19 protein-coding genes are annotated in these 18,747 nt (G+C 64.6%); 8 read left to right on the forward strand and 11 right to left on the reverse strand.

All coding sequences use genetic code 11. The features are described 5' to 3' along the window. Position 1: 1 nt before the first annotated feature. From JNE37_RS17930 to JNE37_RS17945, 4 genes are all read left to right on the forward strand, one after another. Positions 2 to 886 (forward strand): amino acid ABC transporter permease, encoded by an 885-nt coding sequence (locus JNE37_RS17930; protein ID WP_197030194.1) that lies wholly within the window; start codon positions 2 to 4, stop codon positions 884 to 886. Then, positions 883 to 1,659, forward strand: a complete 777-nt coding sequence (locus JNE37_RS17935; protein WP_035031887.1) for an amino acid ABC transporter ATP-binding protein — start codon at positions 883 to 885, stop codon at positions 1,657 to 1,659. The genes JNE37_RS17930 and JNE37_RS17935 overlap by 4 nt, the downstream gene beginning before the upstream one ends. Before the next feature lie 14 nt (positions 1,660 to 1,673). Beyond that, positions 1,674 to 2,240: a MarR family winged helix-turn-helix transcriptional regulator gene (locus tag JNE37_RS17940; RefSeq protein WP_052015174.1), complete on the forward strand. Its 567-nt coding sequence runs from the start codon at positions 1,674 to 1,676 to the stop codon at positions 2,238 to 2,240. A 67-nt stretch (positions 2,241 to 2,307) separates the two neighbouring features. Further along, a complete protein-coding gene (locus JNE37_RS17945) occupies positions 2,308 to 2,745 on the forward strand; it encodes a metallopeptidase family protein (RefSeq protein WP_035031890.1) in 438 nt (145 codons plus the stop codon). 299 nt (positions 2,746 to 3,044) lie between these two features. Here JNE37_RS17945 and JNE37_RS17950 read toward each other — a convergent pair whose 3' ends face one another. Continuing rightward, positions 3,045 to 3,344, reverse strand: a complete 300-nt coding sequence (locus JNE37_RS17950; protein WP_035031893.1) for an AzlD family protein — start codon at positions 3,342 to 3,344, stop codon at positions 3,045 to 3,047. Continuing rightward, on the reverse strand, positions 3,344 to 4,081 hold the full coding sequence (locus JNE37_RS17955; RefSeq protein ID WP_052152033.1) for an AzlC family ABC transporter permease: 738 nt from the start codon (positions 4,079 to 4,081) through the stop codon (positions 3,344 to 3,346). Before JNE37_RS17955 ends, JNE37_RS17950 begins: the two co-directional genes overlap by 1 nt. Positions 4,082 to 4,212: 131 nt before the next feature. Here JNE37_RS17955 and JNE37_RS17960 point away from each other — a divergent pair, with 131 nt between their 5' ends. Beyond that, positions 4,213 to 4,671: an Lrp/AsnC family transcriptional regulator gene (locus JNE37_RS17960; RefSeq protein WP_035031896.1), complete on the forward strand. Its 459-nt coding sequence runs from the start codon at positions 4,213 to 4,215 to the stop codon at positions 4,669 to 4,671. Between the two features lie 139 nt (positions 4,672 to 4,810). Further along, complete coding sequence (locus JNE37_RS17965) at positions 4,811 to 6,667, forward strand: PAS domain S-box protein (RefSeq protein ID WP_203064079.1); 1,857 nt, start codon at positions 4,811 to 4,813, stop codon at positions 6,665 to 6,667. Between the two features lie 24 nt (positions 6,668 to 6,691). On the opposite strand, the gene JNE37_RS17970 is transcribed toward JNE37_RS17965, so the two are convergent. The 9 genes from JNE37_RS17970 to JNE37_RS18015 all read right to left on the reverse strand — a co-directional run bounded on the left by JNE37_RS17970 (position 6,692) and on the right by JNE37_RS18015 (position 16,301). Next, positions 6,692 to 7,585, reverse strand: a complete 894-nt coding sequence (locus JNE37_RS17970; protein WP_203064081.1) for an NAD(P)/FAD-dependent oxidoreductase — start codon at positions 7,583 to 7,585, stop codon at positions 6,692 to 6,694. Beyond that, positions 7,575 to 8,027, reverse strand: a complete 453-nt coding sequence (locus JNE37_RS17975) for an Rrf2 family transcriptional regulator (protein WP_203064083.1) — start codon at positions 8,025 to 8,027, stop codon at positions 7,575 to 7,577. Before JNE37_RS17975 ends, JNE37_RS17970 begins: the two co-directional genes overlap by 11 nt. Before the next feature lie 293 nt (positions 8,028 to 8,320). Further along, complete coding sequence (locus tag JNE37_RS17980) at positions 8,321 to 8,728, reverse strand: VOC family protein (RefSeq protein ID WP_035031906.1); 408 nt, start codon at positions 8,726 to 8,728, stop codon at positions 8,321 to 8,323. Positions 8,729 to 9,277: 549 nt separating this feature from the next. Beyond that, on the reverse strand, positions 9,278 to 10,264 hold the full coding sequence (gene murB / locus JNE37_RS17990) for a UDP-N-acetylmuramate dehydrogenase (RefSeq protein ID WP_203064094.1): 987 nt from the start codon (positions 10,262 to 10,264) through the stop codon (positions 9,278 to 9,280). A 139-nt stretch (positions 10,265 to 10,403) separates the two neighbouring features. After that, a complete protein-coding gene (locus JNE37_RS17995) occupies positions 10,404 to 11,450 on the reverse strand; it encodes an ABC transporter substrate-binding protein (RefSeq protein ID WP_203064095.1) in 1,047 nt (348 codons plus the stop codon). A 38-nt stretch (positions 11,451 to 11,488) separates the two neighbouring features. Continuing rightward, a complete protein-coding gene (locus JNE37_RS18000) occupies positions 11,489 to 12,733 on the reverse strand; it encodes a DUF1501 domain-containing protein (protein WP_035031912.1) in 1,245 nt (414 codons plus the stop codon). Positions 12,734 to 12,751: 18 nt separating this feature from the next. Next, positions 12,752 to 14,476 carry a DUF1800 domain-containing protein gene (locus tag JNE37_RS18005; RefSeq protein WP_203064097.1) on the reverse strand — a complete coding sequence of 575 codons (1,725 nt, stop codon included), beginning with the start codon at positions 14,474 to 14,476 and terminating at the stop codon, positions 12,752 to 12,754. Between the two features lie 107 nt (positions 14,477 to 14,583). Continuing rightward, entirely contained in the window at positions 14,584 to 15,423 is an 840-nt protein-coding gene (locus JNE37_RS18010; RefSeq protein ID WP_203064099.1) for an ABC transporter ATP-binding protein, read from the reverse strand. Further along, positions 15,423 to 16,301: an ABC transporter permease gene (locus tag JNE37_RS18015; RefSeq protein ID WP_203064101.1), complete on the reverse strand. Its 879-nt coding sequence runs from the start codon at positions 16,299 to 16,301 to the stop codon at positions 15,423 to 15,425. The genes JNE37_RS18010 and JNE37_RS18015 overlap by 1 nt, the downstream gene beginning before the upstream one ends. Before the next feature lie 300 nt (positions 16,302 to 16,601). Here JNE37_RS18015 and JNE37_RS18020 point away from each other — a divergent pair, with 300 nt between their 5' ends. Together JNE37_RS18020 and hisD are read left to right on the forward strand one after the other, a co-directional pair. Then, a complete protein-coding gene (locus JNE37_RS18020; RefSeq protein WP_203064103.1) occupies positions 16,602 to 17,165 on the forward strand; it encodes a cupin domain-containing protein in 564 nt (187 codons plus the stop codon). A 48-nt stretch (positions 17,166 to 17,213) separates the two neighbouring features. After that, positions 17,214 to 18,536, forward strand: coding sequence for a histidinol dehydrogenase (hisD, locus tag JNE37_RS18025; protein WP_203064105.1), 1,323 nt, complete (start codon positions 17,214 to 17,216; stop codon positions 18,534 to 18,536). Positions 18,537 to 18,747 lie beyond the last annotated feature (211 nt).

Here is an 18,747-nt window from a genome sequence, read left to right on the forward strand (position 1 = left end):
CATGGTACCCCGCCGTCACCCCGAAAGGCTGGTGACGGCGGGCGTTGCCCTGCTTGCATTGGCCCTCCTGATCCAGCTCTTCGTGACCAGCCCGCGCTGGGAATGGCCGGTCGTCTGGGAATACCTGTTCTCCCCGCCGATCCTGCTGGGCGTGGCGCGCACAATTCAGCTGACGCTCGTCGCCTTCGTGCTTGGCCTCGCGCTCGGTCTCATCGTGGCGCTCATGCGCATGTCGCAGGACCCGGTGCTGCGGTTCGTGGCCGGTATCTTCCTCTGGTTCAACCGCGCTGTCCCGGTGCTGGTGACGCTGCTCTTCATCTTCTTCCTCGCCGCGCTCGTCCCTGAGATCGGCTTCGGCATTCCGTTCACCGGCCCGATCTTCTTCGCGGTCGACACGAACCTGCTCATTTCCCAGTTCACGGCGGCTGTCATCGGCCTCGTCCTCATCGAGGGCGCCTACAAGGCCGAGATCATCCGCGGCGGCATCATGTCGGTGCATGTCGGACAGACCGAGGCGGCCAAGTCGCTGGGCATGACCCGCGGCCTCTACATGCGCCGCATCATCCTGCCGCAGGCGGTGCGCGTCATGGTTCCGGCCATGGGCAACCAGTTCATCTCGCTCTTCAAGAGCACCTCGATCGTTTCGGTCATCGGCTATTCCGAGCTGCTCACCACCGTGCAGCTCATCTACAACCGCACCTACCAGACCATTCCGCTGCTGGTCGTCGCCTGCATCTGGTACCTCTCGCTGGCGTCCCTCGCCATGTACGGCCAGCGCAAGCTCGAGCAGCGTTTCGGTCGCGGCTTTGATGCCGATCCGGTTCCCGCCAAATCCTCCTGGGCCCGCAATTCGTGGGGCTGGGTCACCAATTGGAGGCGCGCATGAGTGGCAAGCCGATGCTCCTGGCCGAGCACGTCTCGAAATCCTACGGCGCGCTGACCGTCCTGCGCGATATCAACCTGCGCCTCGAACGCTCGCAGGTGCTCTCCCTCGTCGGTCCGTCCGGCTCGGGCAAGAGCACGTTCCTGCGCTGCATCAACAGCCTCGAGACCATCGAGGGCGGCATGATCTGGGTGAATGGAAGCCTCGTCGGCTACAAGCAGGTGGGCGACAGCTACCACGAGCTCACCGAGCGCGAGCTCGCCACTCAGCGGGCCACCTGCGGCATGGTCTTCCAGAGCTACAATCTCTTTCCGCACATGACCGCGCTCGAAAACATCATCGAAGCGCCGGTCCATGTCCGCAAGGTTCCACGCAAGCAGGCCATCGAGGAGGCGAGGGGGCTTCTCGCCGCCGTCGGCCTTTCCGCCAAGGCCGATTTCTACCCGCGCCAATTGTCGGGCGGCCAGCAGCAGCGCGTGGCCATCGCCCGGGCTTTGGCCATGAAGCCGGAGCTGATGCTCTTCGACGAACCCACCTCCGCGCTCGATCCGCAGCTCGTCGGCGAAGTGCTCGACGTCATGCGCAAGCTGGCCGATGCGGGCACCACCATGGTGGTGGTCACCCATGAGCTTGAATTTGCGAGGGAAATCTCCGATTTCGTTGCTTTCATGGATGGTGGGGTGATTGTAGAGTACGGCGCACCCGGCCAGGTGCTGGTCGATCCGCTGGACGGCCGAACCAGGGCTTTCATCACTCGCCAGAAAAGCGCCGCTTGATAGACGGAGGGACAGTGTCGGAGCAGCCAACGCTCACGCAGCACAAGGACGCCGAGGGGCAGGATCTCGATTTCTGGACCTTCATCGATTTTGCGGTGTCGCGCATGCAGCGCGACATTCCCATCATCGATGCCGAAACCATGCGCCTCGTCATGGGCCTGCGTCGGGCGACCGACACCATGTTCTATGACCTGCACGTCCTTCTCACCAAGGACGGCACGATTTCCTCGACCGGGGCGATGCGCATCCTGCTCATCCTCTTCGTTGCCGGTCCCTGCCGCGTGCAGGACATCGCGAACTATGCCGGCATGAGCCGCGCCGCGGTGTCCGCGCTCTGCGATACCATGGAAAAACAGGGCACCATCCGCCGGTCGTTCTCCGAGACCGACCGCCGGATCGTCATCGTCGAAAGCACCGCCGAGGGTAGGGCCGCGTTCGAGGTCTTCTTCCAGAAGCACAATGCGCGCGAGAAGCAGTGGCTCGACGTGCTCTCCAACGACGAGAAGAACACGCTCTTCGCACTCCTCGACAAGGTCATGGCGCCGCACCGGAGCGACGATACCTTCAACAAGAAGACCTGAGGCCATCGCAACGGACGTGCCGATCGCCTAAGTAGTGGCGACAAGCACTTGCCATGGAAGGATGGTCATGACCGACGCCCTCAACCAATGGACGGACCGCGCCGCGCCATCGCTCGATGATTTCGAGGAAATGGCGGCCGCCGCCTTCGCCGCCTTGCCCGATGAGTTCCGCTCGCTGGTCGGCGGCGTGCCCTGCATGGTGTCCGAATTTCCCGACGAGGAAACCGTCAAGGAAATGGAGCTCGAATCCGAGTTCGAAATCCTCGGCCTCTTCCGCGGCGTCGGCATGCCGCAGGGCGGGGTGCTCGAACATACCGGCCAATTGCCCAACCACATCTGGCTCTACCGCCGCCCGATCCTCGATTATTGGGCCGAAAGCGAGGACGGCGAAACCCTGGGCGAAATCATCACCCACGTCCTCGTCCACGAAATCGGCCACCATTTCGGCTTTTCCGACGACGACATGGAAGCGATTGAAGCCGCCGCCGCTCAAGAGCAGGCGTAGCGAGGGTTTGGGACGGCGCGGGGATAGCGCGAAGATCTTGGGGTGGTGAACGCAGCCGAGCAGGGCAGCACCGGCCCCTCTGCACTACCTCGAACCCCATCCCCACCACCGCACTTCCCCGGACTTGATCCGGGGCCTATTGCACCCCTCCACCCGAGTGGCGCCATCCGTAGGCCCCGGCTCTTCGGCCGGGGAAGTTCGAGTGGGAGGTACGTTTAGCGAGCTTCAGGTTGGAGTAGCTCTCCAAACCCCACCCGTTTCAACCCAACGCGAGCCTCAGTGGGCGCGCCTCCACCCACTCACCCCAGAAAATGCCGCAACAACCCCGTAGCGATCACACCGATCGCCACCGTCGGCAGCATCGAGAACCGCGTCGCTGCCAGCAGCGTCACGGCAATCCCGATCAAATCCGCCGGATTGTTCGCCACGAAGTTCGGCGCGATCACCGAAATCAGCACGCATCCAGGGGCCGCTTCCATCACCGCCGTGGCCCTCGGGCTCAGTGTCCGGTTACGCAGCAGCAGGTAGCCGCCAATACGCGTGGCGTAGGTGACCGAGGCCATCAGCACGATGGTCAGCAGAACGAGCGGATCGACCATCATTCGTCTCCCGCCAGCAGATAGGCCGCGATGAGCCCCGAAACCGCGCCCGCGCCGACAAACCAGGCGCCAGGCACGAAGAGATAGGTCAGCGCCGCCACCACCAGGCTCACCAGCCAGGGTCGCGCCGCGCGAAAACCTTTCCACATGCCGCGCATCAGCACGAGGAAGACGGCCGGGAACGCCATGTCGAAGCCATAGGCCTCGACATCGCCGAGAACCGGACCGAGCGCCGCGCCCAGCGTCGTGAAGAAAATCCACGAGAAATAGAAGATGACCGCCGTGCCGATGTAATAGGGCAGGCTGAAGGCCGGCTCCAGCCCGCGCGCCATGCGTGCCTTGGCATCGGCCAGTCCCAGTGCCCAGCTCTCGTCGGTCATCACGAAAAGCGCGGGCAGGGCCTTGCGCTTGGGCAAATGCCGCAGGTACGGAGCGAGCGCCGCGCCCATCAGCAGGTGCCGGCTGTTGACGAGGAAGGTGATGGCCGCGATCAGCGCCACATGCGGCGGCGAGGTCCAGAGCTGGATGGCGGCGAATTCGGAGCCGCCGGCGAAGTTGAGCCCGGTCATCAGCGGCACTTCGGCCACCGTCAGGCCCTTCTGGCTCGCCTGTGCGCCCAGCACCAGCGCATAGGGAATGATGCCGAGCAGCACAGGCATGCAGTCGGCCATGCCGCGGCGCAGTTCGCTGGCAACGGGGCGCTCGAACGGCGCGTTGTCGGTGTCAATCGCGGTCATGGCCGCCTCGTGAAATCGGAAGCCCAAGTTATATTCCAATCGGGACGCAATCGGATTGCGAATGCCGCCGTCTTTTCAGGAAAACTGGCATTGGATATGGTCAATTCGTCCAATCATGGAATCTGGTGCCAATGCAGCTCGACGATATCGACCGCAAGATTCTGACGGCCCTCCAGCGAGACGGCCGGATGCAGAATATCGAACTGGCAAAAGCCGTTGGCTTGTCGCCCTCGCCCTGCCTGCGCCGGGTGAAGCTCCTCGAAGAAGCCGGCATCATCGACCGTTATGTGGCCGTGCTCAACCCCGCCAAGATCGGCAAGCGCCTGACGCTCTTTGCCCGTATCTGGCTCAAGGCCCAGGACGAGGACACGATCGAGCACTTCGTCGAGGAGGTGCTGAAGCTCCCCGAAGTGCTCGAATGCTATCTCATGCTGGGCGATTGCGACGTCATGGTGCGCGTGGTGGCCGAGGACATCGACGGCTATCGCCGCTTCCAGTCCGAGCACCTCAGCCGTATCAGGGGCGTGCAGAACGTCAAGACCGACGTGCCCAGCCAGATCGTCAAGCAGACCTCCGAACTGCCGCTCTAGCGAGCAGGCATAAGTATCTGGATCGTGTGACGTTTTAGTCGATGACAGGCGGCGAACGAGGCCATAGGTTGAAGAGCAGAACGGTGGGGCGGACTTGGCTACACTCAGACAGACGTTAAGCGCAGGCCGGGGCGCGGCAGTGGTTGCCGTCGCGCTGCTGGTGATGCTTATCGCGCTCTTTGCAGGCGCGGGCGTCTATCTCTACTGGCAGCGCTACAACGACACGCTGCACAACATCGAGAACCGCGCTCAGGCATCGTCTCAGCTCGTGGCCGTAAACGCCCAGTGGGTCATCGAAACCGCGCGCCAGTCGCTGCGCCGCATCGATGAGGTGCTGGGTGCCGAAATGGTCGTCACCTCCGACAAGGTCGGGGCGCTGCGCGAGGCGGTGACGAGCCTGCCGCAGAACGTCCAGATCTTCGTGCTCGATGCTGTCGGCAATGTCCGCTACGCGGACGATCCCGCCATGACGCTCGGCGGCTCGGCCAGCACCGATTACTTCTCCAGGCTCCAGGCCGGCAACGAGTGGTATATCTCGCCGCTCCTCATCGGCGCCGACAAGCAGCAATTCTTTGTGGTGGGCAAGCGCATTGCGCGCGATGGGCAGTTCGTGGGCGTGGCCGTGGTTTCCATTCCCGCCTCGCTCATGGCCCAGATCTGGGCCTCGCTCCAGCTCGGCCCTAATTCGACCACCAGCCTCGCCACCGATGAAGGCGACGTCGTCACCCGTTTCCCCGCGCCCGAGGGGTCGGTCGACCTGCGACAGTCGCCGCTCTTCACCACCTATCTGCCCAAGGCCGCGCAGGGCACATATGTGTCTACCTCGGTCGCCGATGGCGTCGAACGCATTGTCGGCTATCACCGGGTCGAGGGCACCAATCTCGTCGCCATAGCCGCCATCGCACTGGCTCCGGCCATGCGCGATTTCTGGTCGGGCCTCACCGGCGCCGCTTTCTTCGCCACGCCGGTGCTCCTCGCGCTCCTTGTCGCGGCCGCATGGATCGGCCGCCTGCTGCAGCAGCAGCGGGAGGCAGAGGAGGTTTCCCAGCGCCTCGCGGCCATCGTGGAATCGTCGGACGACGCCATTCTCTCCAAGGATCTCAACGGCGTCATCGAAACCTGGAATGCCGGCGCCGAACGACTTTTCGGCTATGCCGCCGAGGAGGCCGTAGGTCAGCCGGTGACCATGCTGATCCCCGAGGATCGCCTCCATGAGGAGCCGACCATTCTCAGCAAGATCAGGCGCGGCGAGCGGGTCGATCACCATGAGACCATCCGCCGGCGCAAGGACGGCACGATGGTCGACGTCTCCCTCTCGATCTCGCCGGTCTATGGCCCCTACGGCGTCATCGGCGCCTCCAAGATCGCGCGCGACATCACCCAGCATCGCCGGCAGGAAGAGCAGATGCAGATGCTCCTGCGGGAGATGAACCATCGCATCAAGAACCTCTTCACCCTGGCGGGCAGCATCGTTGCCATCAGCGCCCGCAGCGCCACCTCGCCCACCGACCTGGCGCAAAGCGTCAGCCGCCGCATGATGGCGCTTTCCAATGCCCATGCGCTCACCATGTCCAGCATCGGCAAGGACGGTCCGGGCACGACGTTCCACACGCTCCTCAAGACCATTTTCGCGCCCTACGCGTCGGAGGAGGGCGTGCCCGTCGTCTTTAACGGCGACGACTTCGAGCTCGGCCCTAAGGCCGTTACTCATATGGCGCTGCTGATGCATGAATTTGCGACCAACAGCGCCAAATACGGTGCGCTCTCGGTCTCCGCCGGCCGTGTCGAGATTTCGAGCACCGAGTGCGGCGACGATCTTGAGATCGTCTGGCGCGAGCTGGGCGGTCCTGCCGCCGAGGAGCCGCGCTCGGAGGGCTTCGGCTCGCTGATCGGCCGCGCGACCGCCATGCAGATGGGCGGCGCGATCGAGCGCAAATGGGGTGAGGAAGGTCTCACCATCACCGTCAAGCTCGCCCGCGCCGCGCTGGGGCAATAAGGACCCTTGGGCTCTGCCGACCGCTTAGAACACCAGCGAACGATGCAGCGCCGAACCTGCCATCACGCCGTCGGAGACCGCCCAGGTCACATTGTGCGCGGCGCGCGTCACGTCGCCGGCCGCGAACACGTTGAGCACCGTCGTCTGCTTCATCGCATCCGTCCGGATGATCGCACCCAGCGGCCCTTCTTCGATCTCGCAGCCCAATTGCTGGGCGATATCGCTGTTGAGCCGGTTACGCGGGCCGACATAGAGCGCGGCCGTCTCGACGATCCGCCCGTTCTCCAGCTCCACGCCCGAAAGCGCCTTGCCCTCGCCGTGCAGCGCCACCACGCGGTCCGGTTCAATGACGACGCCACGTGCCCGCAGCTGCGCCATGATGGTTTCGTCGGGAGCATCCTGCCCGTTGAGGAAGAAGGTCGTCGGTCCCCATTCGGGGATCAGTTGCGCCTGGTGCACCGACATCGGCGAGAGCGACAGCACGCCCAGTTTCTGGCCGCTGAATTCATAGCCGTGGCAATAGGGGCAATGGATCGCCGTCGAGCCCCAGCGCTCGGCCAGCCCCGGAAGCTCGGGCAGCTCGTCGGAAATCCCATAAGCCAGCACCAGCCGCTTTGCGCCCAGCACTTCGCCCGAGGCCAGCGTCACCTCGAAGCCGTCGCCTGCCTTTGAAGCCGAAATCGCGGCGTCGGATTTGAAGCTCACCGTCGGGTAAGCTGCCACCTGTTCGCGGGCAATGGCCAGCATTTCGCCGGGCGCCTTGCCGTCCTGCGCGAAAAAGCCATGCGAGTGCTCGGCGAAGCGGTTGCGGGGGAGGCCGGTATCGATGATGCAGACGGTCCGCCGCGCGCGGGCGATGTAGATCGCCGTGGCGAGGCCGGCAAAGCTGCCGCCGATGATGATCGCGTCATACTGCATGGGAATGCTCCAGATCGTGAATGCGGGGAAGGTTTGAAACGTTGGCGTCGAGCACGGCCAGCGTCACCTGGCCGAACCGCTCCAGCAGCATGGCCTCGGCCGCGTCGAACACTTCGCCGAGTGCGGCGTTGACGGCCTGCTCCACCTGGCAGCCCGGGCTTTCCGTGCGGTTGCCCATGGCCAGCAGCGAGGGGCTGCCCAGCGCGTCGTAGATGTCGCGCAGCGTGATGGCTTCGAGCGGCCGCGCCAGCGTCCAGCCGCCGCCATGGCCCTTTTCGGACTGCACGTAGCCGCTCTCGCGCAGCCCGGCCATGATCCGCCGGATCACCACCGGATTGGTATCCATGGCCTTGGCCAGCATTTCCGATGTCAGCGGCCCATCATGGCGCGCCATGTGCAACAGGACGTGCAGGACGCCCGAAAGTCTGCTATCTCGTTTCATGTAATTTCATATGTTACATGATACGGCGACCGTCAAGGGCGGCTGAAAAGAAAATGCCCGCGCCATTGGCGCGGGCAGGGGGACTCGGGCGCCAGGCGCCTGGGATCCGTACTCAATTGTACCAGCAGATGAGGTTGCGATGGCCGCCCCGCCCACCGGACTTCCCCGGACTTGATCCGGGGCCGGGGAAGTTCAGTGGTTGTGGCTCTACAGACGGACAGCGCTTCCGTTTGGAATCTGTCGGATAGGGAGATAAGCGCTCTGGGGGCGCCGGGACTTATTGAATACGGCGCCTAGCGCGCGCCGGCGATATTGACCATCCAGGGGATGCCGAACTTGTCGACCAGCATGCCGAAGGAATCGCCCCACGGCGCCTTTTCCAGCGGCACGGTCACCTGGCCGCCCTGTGCGAGCTTGTCCCAATAGCCGCGCAGTTCGGCATCGTTGTCCCCGCTGAGCGACACGCTGATATTGTCGCCCGGGTTGCGCGTCATGCCGGCGGGCGTATCCGAGCCCATCAGCACCAGACCGTTGGGCGCCTCGAGCATGGCATGCATGATCTTGTCCTTCTCGGCCGGATCGTGCGCCATCTGGTCGAACGTCATCACGTCGAGCTTTCCGCCGAAAACCGACTGGTAGAACGACATGGCCTCGCGGGCATTGTCGCGGAAGCCGAGATAGGGATTGAGGCGTGTGGGCATGGGTTCCTCCTCAGGTTGAGGAGCGCAGCCTAGCGCCAGACTGTGACAGGAAATAGAGGAGGCTCCAGCATGGCGCTAGGGGTCCGTACTCAATAGCACCGGTAGATGAGGTTGCGATAGCCCGCCCCACCCACCGGACTTCCCCGGACTTGATCCGGGGCCCATTGCCATCCTCCACTCGAGTGGAGGTATCCGTGGGCCCCGGCTCTGCGGCCGGGGAAGTCCGGTGGGTGTAGCGCGGCAGACGGACAGCGTTTCCGTTGGAATTTGTCGGATGGGGAGATAGCGCTCTGGGGGCGCCGGGATTTATTGAGTACGGACCCTAGAGCTCGATCGGCTCCTGCACCAACGCAACCCCGAACCGCTCGCGCACGGTGTTGACGATCCGCGAGGCCAGCCCCGCGATCTCGGCATAGGTGGCCCCGCCGGCTCTGCGGCCGGGGAAGTTCAGCGGGTGTGGCGCGGCAGACGGACAGCGCCTTCCGTTGGAATTTTTCGGATGGGAAGATAAGGCGCTCTGGCGGCGCCGGAACTGATTGACTACGGACCCTAGAGCTCGATCGGCTCCTGCACCAACGCAACCCCGAACCGCTCGCGCACGGTGTTGACGATCCGCGAGGCCAGCCCCGCGATCTCGGCATAGGTGGCCCCGCCATGGTTCACCAGGATCAGCGCGTGCCGGTCATAGACACCCGCCTGGCCTTCGCGCACGCCCTTGAGCCCGCAGGCCTCGATCAGCCAGGCCGCCGAGAGTTTCACCGTTCCGTCCCGCTGCGGATAGCGGGGCACGTTTGCGATGCCGTCAGCCACTTCCGGGCGCACGATCGGGTTGTGGAAGAACGAACCGGCATTGCCCAGCAGGCGCCAGTTGGGCAGCTTCGCCCCGCGCACCGCCAAGACCCGCTCGTGGATGGTCGCCGCGTCGGCATCGGCCGGCAGGCTGTCGAGCCCGGGATAGCTCAGGTTCGCCGTCCAGGTGTCCGGCAGCGCGAAGGTCGCCTCAAGCACGACGAAGCGGTTGCCGCTGCACTTGAAAAGGCTCTGCCGGTAGGAGAATTCGCAATCCTGCGCCGAAAAACGCCGCCGCTGCCGGTCCACCAGGTCCCAAACGACCAGTGAATCCAGCCGCTCGGCCAGTTCCACCCCATAGGCCCCGATATTCTGCACGGGCGCTGCGCCGACAGTGCCGGGAATGCCGCCCAGGTTTTCCAGCCCCGGAATGCCCTGCGCAATGGTCCAGCCGACGAATTCGGACCAGTCCTCGCCCGCCTGCGCCGTCACCAGCGCCGTGCCGTCCGCCCGCCGCTCGACCGTGCGCCCCTTGGTGCCCATGACCCCGACGACCGCCGCGATCTCGTCGCGCAGCACCAGGTTGCTGCCGCCGCCCAGGATACGCAACGGCAGGCCGGTCTCCTGCGACAGGCCGGTCAGCTCATCGATCTCCTCGGGTGTCGAGATCACGGCGCCAAACCGCGCATGCGAGGCAAGGCCCATCGTGTTGAGCCGGGAGAGGTCGAAATCGGGAATCAGGTTCATGTTGTCAGTCTAGCGGTCCGCCACTCCCGCGCCGAGAGTTCGGCGTCGACTAACATAAGTGCCGCCGAACATGGAACAAGAAAGGCCAAACGCAAACGGCCGGGCATTGCCCGGCCGCGCGTCATGGGGTAGGGCGCGCTCAGCGCGGGTCGAGGGTGTGGCCGTCGAAGGTGCCTTCGCGCTTGATGGATTCGGCGGTGAAGCTCTCGTCCACGATGTCATCGGCCGCCACGACCTTCACATCCTTGAAGTCGGGCGTGGTGTAGGTGAATTCCACCGTCTTGGCGATCGCGGAGGGGTTGAGGCAGCCATTCACGCACCAGCGGCCGGCGAGGAAATCGGCGGTCTTCTGCAGGTTTTCCGGCGACAGGTCGTCACGGGCGGTTTCCATGGCGGTGACCCACTGTTTGGGGTCCTTCTCGAAGCTGCGCGAGGCGTCGATCAGGGCGTCGACGAAGCGCTGGATAGCCTCGCGCTTCTCGGTGGCCGTGGTTTCGAGCGTGGCAACGAACTTGGAGACGCCCGGCGTCGCGGCCGAAAAGTCTTCCGGCGCGACGAGGATGTTGATGCCCGGCGTGTTGGCGATGGGCAGGAACGTGCCGTAGGAAACCGTCGTGGCGTCCACCTTGCCGGCGGCCAGCGCCTGTACGCGCGCGGCGGGAGCGCCGATCGCGACATATTTCGGGCCGTCGGCGGCCACGCCCATGCTGCTCAGCACGAGCTGGGTATAGGTGTGGTCCAGGCTACCATTGTCGGCGATGGCGAAGCTCTTGCCCACAAGGTCCTCGACCTTGGTGATATCGGCCTTGGACGCGATGAGGTAGGGCGCGCCGAGCGTGCCGGCCACCACGCCGCGCAGCGGCAGGTTGTTGTCGGCGCGCAGGCGCAGCGCCGCGTCGATGCTGATATCGGCCAGGTCCACTGCGCCCGAATTGAGCGCGGCCACGGCCTGCGGGGTGCCTTCGAGGGCGACGATCTCGACCTTGACGCCGTGCTTCTCGTAGAAGCCCAGGATGCCGGCGAGCTTGAGCACGGAATCGGTGGTGGGGTTGATGTCGGTGTCGGCGGTGGCGAGCTTGAGCTCCAGCATGTCCTGGGCAAAGGCGGTGCCGCCGAGCAGTGCGGAAAGCGCCAACCCCATGCCCATTGCCGCGATGACCGGGCGGCGTCCGATTTTATTCGACATTTTTTCGTTGTCCTTTTGCGATGTCGTGCCTGGTTGCCTCAGCTGGAGGCGAACATTGGAAGCGGGCTGAAGTCGTCCTTGAGGATCGACGACGCCTTGTTGTTGCCCATCCAGCCCTGGATGAGCGTCGAGTAAATGCGGCGATAATCGGTGGTGAACCTGAGGTTGCCGTCGTCGAGATCGGTGAGGCTCGGCACGCCGCCATACTGGCCACCATTGACCGACTTGCCGATGACGAAGGCCGGCCCGGCCGTGCCGTGGTCGGTGCCCAGGCTCGTATTCTCGGCGACGCGCCGGCCGAACTCGCTGAACACCATGACCACCACGTCGTCCCCGCGCCCGATGCGCTCCATGTCCTCGACGAACGCGGCGATGTGGTCGGAGGTATAGGACCAGAGGCGGGCGTGCAGGTCGCCCTGGTAGACGTGGGTGTCGAAGGCGTTGTTGCGGTAGGGGACGTAGTAGACCTTGGTCGGGAAATCCGCCGCGATCAGCGCCGCCACGCGCTCGAGCCCGAACGGCACGAGGCCGTAGTCGATCGGGCTCTCATAGGCGTTCCAGGCGTCGCGTACGAGCTGCTCGGAGGTGTTGGCGCTCGCCGCGATATCGAAGAGGAAATTCTCAGCCGCATTGGCGCTGCCATTGCCGCGCAGGTCGATGGCGCTCATGGCCGCCATCTCGTCGTGGTAGATGTGACGGGTGAAGTTGTCCGGGTTGTCGAACACCAGCGGCACGTGGTTCATCGAGCGCACGGCGAGCGACTGGTGGTCGTCGATATTGACCAGGAAATTGGTGGTGTGGCCGAGCGGGTCGATGGCGTCGGCCATGCGGCCGAGCCAGCCATAGGCCTCGCCGCTATTGGGCGCACCCGTCTGCCAGAAGGCCATGGACGAGAAGTGCGAGAACGAGGGCTGGTCGTAGCCCACGCCGTGTACCAGCCCCATCTTGCCGTCCTTGTAGAGCCGCTCGAAGCCGGCCATGGTCCGCTGGAAGCCGAAATGGTCGTCGATGCGCAGCAACTTGTCCTTGCGGATGCCCAGATGCGGGCGTGCGTTGTAATAGGCGTCGTCGGCATAGGGGATGACGGTATTGAGCCCGTCATTGCCGCCCGAGAGCTCGACGATCACCAGAATGCGCTCGTTGGCGCCCGCCTGGGCGTCGGCGACCTTGGACCAGACGGGCGAGGTGGTGATGCCGCTGGCGCCTTCCAGCACCATGCTGCCGAAGCCCGACTGCAGCAGACCCTTCCGGTCCGCGCCGCTCAGCTTGGGTTTCTTGGCCATTTGCGTCTCCGTAGCCCGTCAGGCGAGCTGGTATTGGGGGGAACTCATGATGAGGTGGGCGACCATGCGCAGGCCGTGCTCCATGTAGCTTTCGGCCTCCGCGAGCGTGCTCGTGCCCAATTGCTCATCGAGTGTTTTGATCAGCGCCTCGCGGCCGGCTGGCGTCAGCGGCACGCGCAGGAACCGCGCCAGCAGGTGGTCGACCGCCTCCGCGCTCGTGCGCGCTCCGGCATCGAGCACCATGTCGGTGAGGCTGAACTGGGCGGCGCCGCGCGGTGTGGGCTTGAGCTTGCGCAGCGCTTCCTGGTAGCCGATGAGGCTGGCATAGCGGGTGTTGAAGGTTTCCTGGATGCCGTCGGCGCTGCTCGGGGCCGCGCCCTCTTCGAGGGTGGCCGCCGTGATTTCCATGCCGGCATTGATGTTCTGGTTCACGCGGCGGATTTCGGCGCCCGGATTGTAGTTCGGGTCCACGAAATCGATGATGTTGGGGAACATCACCTCGCGGGCGAAGTTGCCGCGCTCGAAGAGGATGCCGGGCGTGATCCACGACCGTCCCTGGCCCCAGCCCGCCACGGTCGGCGGGTAGAGCAGCACCTGGCCGAGCGTCTTGCTCACGAGGTACGGGTCGGGAATGCCCGGCATCACCGCAAGGCCCAACTTGCGGTAGGTTGAAACGATCAGCTCGGTAGGCGACTTGATGTGCGACCCCACCGACGGCTCGCTGTAAAAGTCCTCCGAGAGGAAGATCGTCCGCAGGAACGGCGCGATCTCGTAGTCCTTCTCGCGCAGCAGGTCGCCCAGCGCCTCGCCAAAGGCAGGGGAGACGTCCTCGCGCACGAAGAAGCGATAGATCTTGGTGGCGATGTAGATTGCCGTCTGCTTCTGCTCGAGGATGATCGCCAGGATATCCTCGCCGCGAAAATTGCCGGAGCGGCCGAGGAAGGACTTCACGCCGCCGTCGTGCTTGGCCTCGTCGATGACGAAGCGCAGGTCGTCATTGCCCCAGCCGGTAAAGGCGCGGGCCGCCTCGCGGATATCGTCCTCGGTGTAATTGCCCACGCCCATCGTGAACAATTCCATGACCTCGCGGCCGAAATTCTCGTTGGGCGCGCCCTTGACGTTCTGCGCCGCGTCGAGGAACACCAGCATGGCCGGGTCCTTGGCCACAGCTTCGAGCAATTGCCCGAAATTGCCGGTGGCGCCGCGCCTTAGCGTCTCCAGTTGCAGTTGAATCTTGCGATAGTCGCGCAGCTTTTCCTCGCTGGTGGCGAAGTGGCCGTGCCAGAAGAGCGTCATCTTCTCTTCGAGCGGCCGGCTGCTGCGCACCATGCGGTCGAGCCACCAGAAGGCGAGCCGCCGCGTTTCGAGCACGGTCGCGCGCAGCCAGTAGAAGAAGCGGTTGGTCACCGGCTGGAGCGGGCGCGAGCCTGCCGGCTTGACCTTGATGCCCATGGCTTCGCCATGGTTCTCGGCCAGCGTCGTCGCCGCCGGGCGGCTGACGGGAAATTGCGTGAGCGACGTATCCCAGAACCCGGATTCCTCGAACGGGAGCAGGTGGCTGTTGTCGACGCCGGCATAATCCACGAACGAGGCCACGGCCTCTTCGGGCGTCATCTTCGCCAGGCGTTCGATCTCGCGGGGAGTGCCGCCGAAACCGGCGCGCTCAAGCAGGTGCGCCGCGCGACGCCCATCCCAATCCTCGCGCCGGATGGGCGACAGGTTTTCAGCGCGTAGACGGTCCATGTGACTATAACTTCAGTGATATTCGGGCCCGAAAAACTTAGGCCACGGGTCACTGCAAAGCCAGCCGAGGAGGCCAAGGAAACACCTATCGTTGCGATAGAAGCTTCCTAGCGGGCGCCTTTCTCCGGGGTGCCGAGACGGGGGAAAGCACCCGCCAATTCCTCCAGTTCCACCCCGTCGGCAGCCATGCCGCGGATGCGGTTCCAGAGGTGCTCGCGCATCTCGATAAAGGCGGGCAGGGGCCGGGGGTCCTTCTGCCAGCGCGGCTCGGGCAGGTCGACGTCGACGATCTCGTCCACGCGCCCCGGCCGTGGGCGCAGAAGCACGATCCGCTGGGAAAGCAAGACGGCTTCCTCAATATCATGCGTTACAAAAACGATGGCCATCCGCCGCTCGGACCACATCTGCAGAAGCTCGTTGCGCAGCACTTCGCGCGTCATGGCGTCGAGCGCGGCGAAAGGCTCGTCCATCAGCAGCACCTTGGGCTCCACCGAGAGCGCCCGCGCCAGGCCCACGCGTTGCTGCATGCCGCCCGAAAGCTCGTGCGGATAGGCGTTGGCGAAGTCCCGCAGCCCCACCGCGCCCAGCAGCGCCAGCGCGCGCTCCTGCCGGTCCTTGCGGTTGAGTCCGCGCAATGCCAGTGCGAATTCGATATTGCCGGCCACCGTGCGCCAGGGCATGAGCCGTGCCGACTGGAAGACCATGGCCAGGTCCGGTCCCGGCTCGGGCGCCGCGCCCATCACCCGCACCTCGCCCTCGTCGGGCGTGATCAGGCCGTTGATAAGGCGCAGGATCGTGGTCTTGCCGCAGCCGCTCGGGCCGACAAGGCTCACGAACTCGCCCGGCCTCACGTCGAACGAAATATCCTCGATAGCGCGAACCTCGCCGTCCTTGAACGACTTGCCGACATGTCGCAGCGAGATCAGCGGCGAGAGAGAGGCGTCCATCAGCGGTTGTCCGAGAGCGAGACCCGCCAGCGCGCGAACCGGGTTTCGGCGTAGCGCAGGAGGGCGGTGAGCAGCGTGCCGAGCACCATCAGCACGATGACGACGGCGAAATACTTGTCCATCTGGAAGCGGTTGCCTGCCGAGGCGAGCAGGCCGCCGAGGCCCGACTGGGCCATGGTCAGCTCGGCGATGACCGTGCCCACCGTCGAGATCGCCGCGCCGATCCGCAGCCCGCTCAGGATCGAGGGCAGGGCGTCCGGCACCATCACGTTCCAGAAGAGCGTCGCTCGCTTGGCCCCGAAGGCGCGGCCCATCTCGACCAGGTCCTTGTTGGCGTTGGAGATGCCGGCGGCCGTGTTGATGAGGATGGGAAACACCGCCGCGTTCCACACCACCACGATCTTGGCTTCCGAATAGAGCCCGAACCAGACGATGATCAGCGGAATGAAAGCGGCGCCCGGCGTCGAGTTCATGGCATTGACGAAGGGATCGAGCACGCGCCCCACGAACCGGAACCCGCCCAGCAGGACGCCGACTGCGATGCCCGTCGTCGCGGAAAGCAGGAAGCCGAGCCCGAGGACGGTGAGGGATTCCCCCAGCGCCCGGATCATCGTCCCGTCCGACCACATCTGGATGCTGCGGCGCAGCACGTCGTCGGGCCGCGGCATCACGAGGTTTCCCGAAGTGGCGTTGAGCGCATACATCCCGGCCAGCAGCGCGATGACCAGGGCCACCTGCGTGCCCACCACGAGATTGCGCTCCCGCAGGCGGCGCTTGCGGGCCCGTTCGGCGATCGTATTGGTCGCGGACGCTTTCTCGACCTTGGGCGGCAGCAGCGTTTCCGGGCGATTCACGGGCGTCGCCAACTCCTCGGTCATGCGCATGTCCTTTGTGCCAGCGGTTAGAGGGGCGAATCCAGGACCTGGCGGTTCATTGGAATTTCTTCGAGGACCGCTCCTCATTAGAATTGCTACCGGCCGGGTTCAAGTTCGTTGGAAGCAATGGGTGCCATAGGAAGGGCCTTGGGCGACCATGGCCATTGGGGGCATGGACAAGCCGGCAAGGCTCATCCAAATTCGATTTCCAGCCTGACCGATTTCATCTTGCCGCGCAGGGAGATGGACCGCGCTTGAGGGAGTGCGTGGCCGGGCGAAAGTGCATCACGAGGGAGGGAGTGCATGCGAAAGTCACCGCCAGAGGCGCATTGGTCCAAGCCCAGGGGCATGCTGCCCAACAGTCGCTTTCCGCTGCTGGTTTTCCGCAACGGCATCCCCGGGGGCGGCGAGGAAGCCGTGCGCGAGCGGCTTCGGGCCAATGGCTGGCTAAACAACTGGCGCTATCCGGGCATCTACACCTACCCGCATTTCCACTCGACCACCCATGAATGCCTTGGCGTGGCCACCGGCTGGATGGAGGTCGAGCTTTTCGGCCGCGGCGGTCTGCGCATGCGCGTCTCGGCGGGCGACGTCGTCGTCATGCCGGCCGGCGTCTCGCACATGATGACCGGCCAGTCCGATGACATCATGATGATCGGCGGGTATCCCGAGGGCAGGGACTGGGACAACGTCCAGGAAGATCACCTCACCGAGGAACTGCGCCGCGCTGCCGCCAAGCGCATCATGATGCTGCCCATCCCCGCAAAGGACCCGGTCTATGGCGAGCCGATGCGCGAATGGATCGATGCGCCGTCCTCGGTGGATGCCGACCTCAACGATTTCCGCGACGGGCTCGACGCCATCTGACCACCCCGCTCGCCGGGATAGAAACGAAAACCCAAGGAGAGATGATCCATGCCTGTCTGGCTCAAGCGCGGCAAGGATGTTGAGGCGCGTGCCGAGGCGGACCGGCAGGTTCGCGCTACAGTCGAGGGAATCCTCGCCGATATCGAGAAGCGGGGCGATGAAGCCGTGCGCGAATTGTCGATCAAATTCGACAAGTGGGATCGCGAGGATTTCCGCCTCACCCGGCAGGAGATCGATGCCTGCCTCGCCGAGCTCACCGACCGGAACCTGCGCGACATCGAATTCGCCCAGGCTCAGGTGCGCAACTTCGCGCAGAAGCAGAAGGATACCATGCTCGAGCTCAGCGTCGAGACGCTGCCGGGCGTAACGCTGGGCCACAAGCACGTCCCGATCAACGCGGTCGGCTGCTACGTGCCCGGCGGCAAATATCCGCTCCTCGCGTCCGCGCACATGTCCGTCGTCACCGCCAAGGTCGCCGGCTGCCCGCGTGTCATCACCTGCGCGCCTCCGTTCAACGGCCGTCCTGCACCGGCAATCGTCGCGGCACAGGCCATGGCCGGTGCCGACGAAATCTACGTGCTGGGCGGCATCCAGGCCATCGGCGCCATGGCGCTCGGCACGCAGAGTGTCGCGCCGGTCGACATGCTGGTCGGCCCCGGCAACGCCTTCGTCGCCGAAGCCAAGCGCCAGCTTTATGGCCGGGTCGGCATCGACCTCTTTGCCGGCCCCACCGAAACGCTGGTCATTGCCGACGAAACCGTGGATGGCGAACTCTGCGCCACCGATCTTCTCGGTCAGGCCGAGCACGGCCCCACGAGCCCCGCCATCCTCCTGACCAATTCGGAAAAGCTGGCGCGCGAGACCATGGCGGAGATCGAGCGGCTCCTCGCCATCCTCCCCACTGCCGATATTGCCCGCAAATCCTGGGCCGATTTCGGCGAGGTGATCGTCTGCGACTCCTATGACGAGATGCTGGCCGAAGCCGATCGCATCGCTTCGGAGCACGTGCAGGTCATGACCGATCGCGACATGTGGTTCCGCGACAACCTCACCAATTACGGCGCGCTTTTCCTCGGCCCGCGCACCAATGTTGCCTTCGGCGACAAGGTGATCGGCACCAATCACACGCTGCCCACCATGAAGGCAGCCCGCTATACCGGGGGCCTCTGGGTCGGAAAGTTCCTCAAGACCTGCACCTGGCAGACCGTCACCACTGACGCGGCCTCCGCCATGATCGGCGAATACGGCTCTCGCCTTTCGATGCTGGAAGGCTTCGTCGGCCACGCCGAACAAGCCAACATACGCGTCCGTCGCTATGGCGGCCGCAACGTCCCCTATGGCGAAGCCGCCGAGCCGACTGGCGAGGGGTGAGGCGGGGAGTTATCCCCATGGCTGCGGCTTGGGGTACAATCCCGAAGCCGTGGTCGTGCGGCGGTGATCGAAGGCGGGCGAGGCGGAAAAGAATTAGCCAAAACCCACCCAATTCGCTGCAAAACCCGGAAAAGATCCGCAAAGATGGGTCGAAATTGAGTCAAAATTTAACGATTTGCGGGCGCTGGTTAAAAGCAAAGTGTAATAATAT

This window comes from Paradevosia shaoguanensis (genome assembly GCF_016801025.1).
Lineage (GTDB): Bacteria > Pseudomonadota > Alphaproteobacteria > Rhizobiales > Devosiaceae > Paradevosia > Paradevosia shaoguanensis.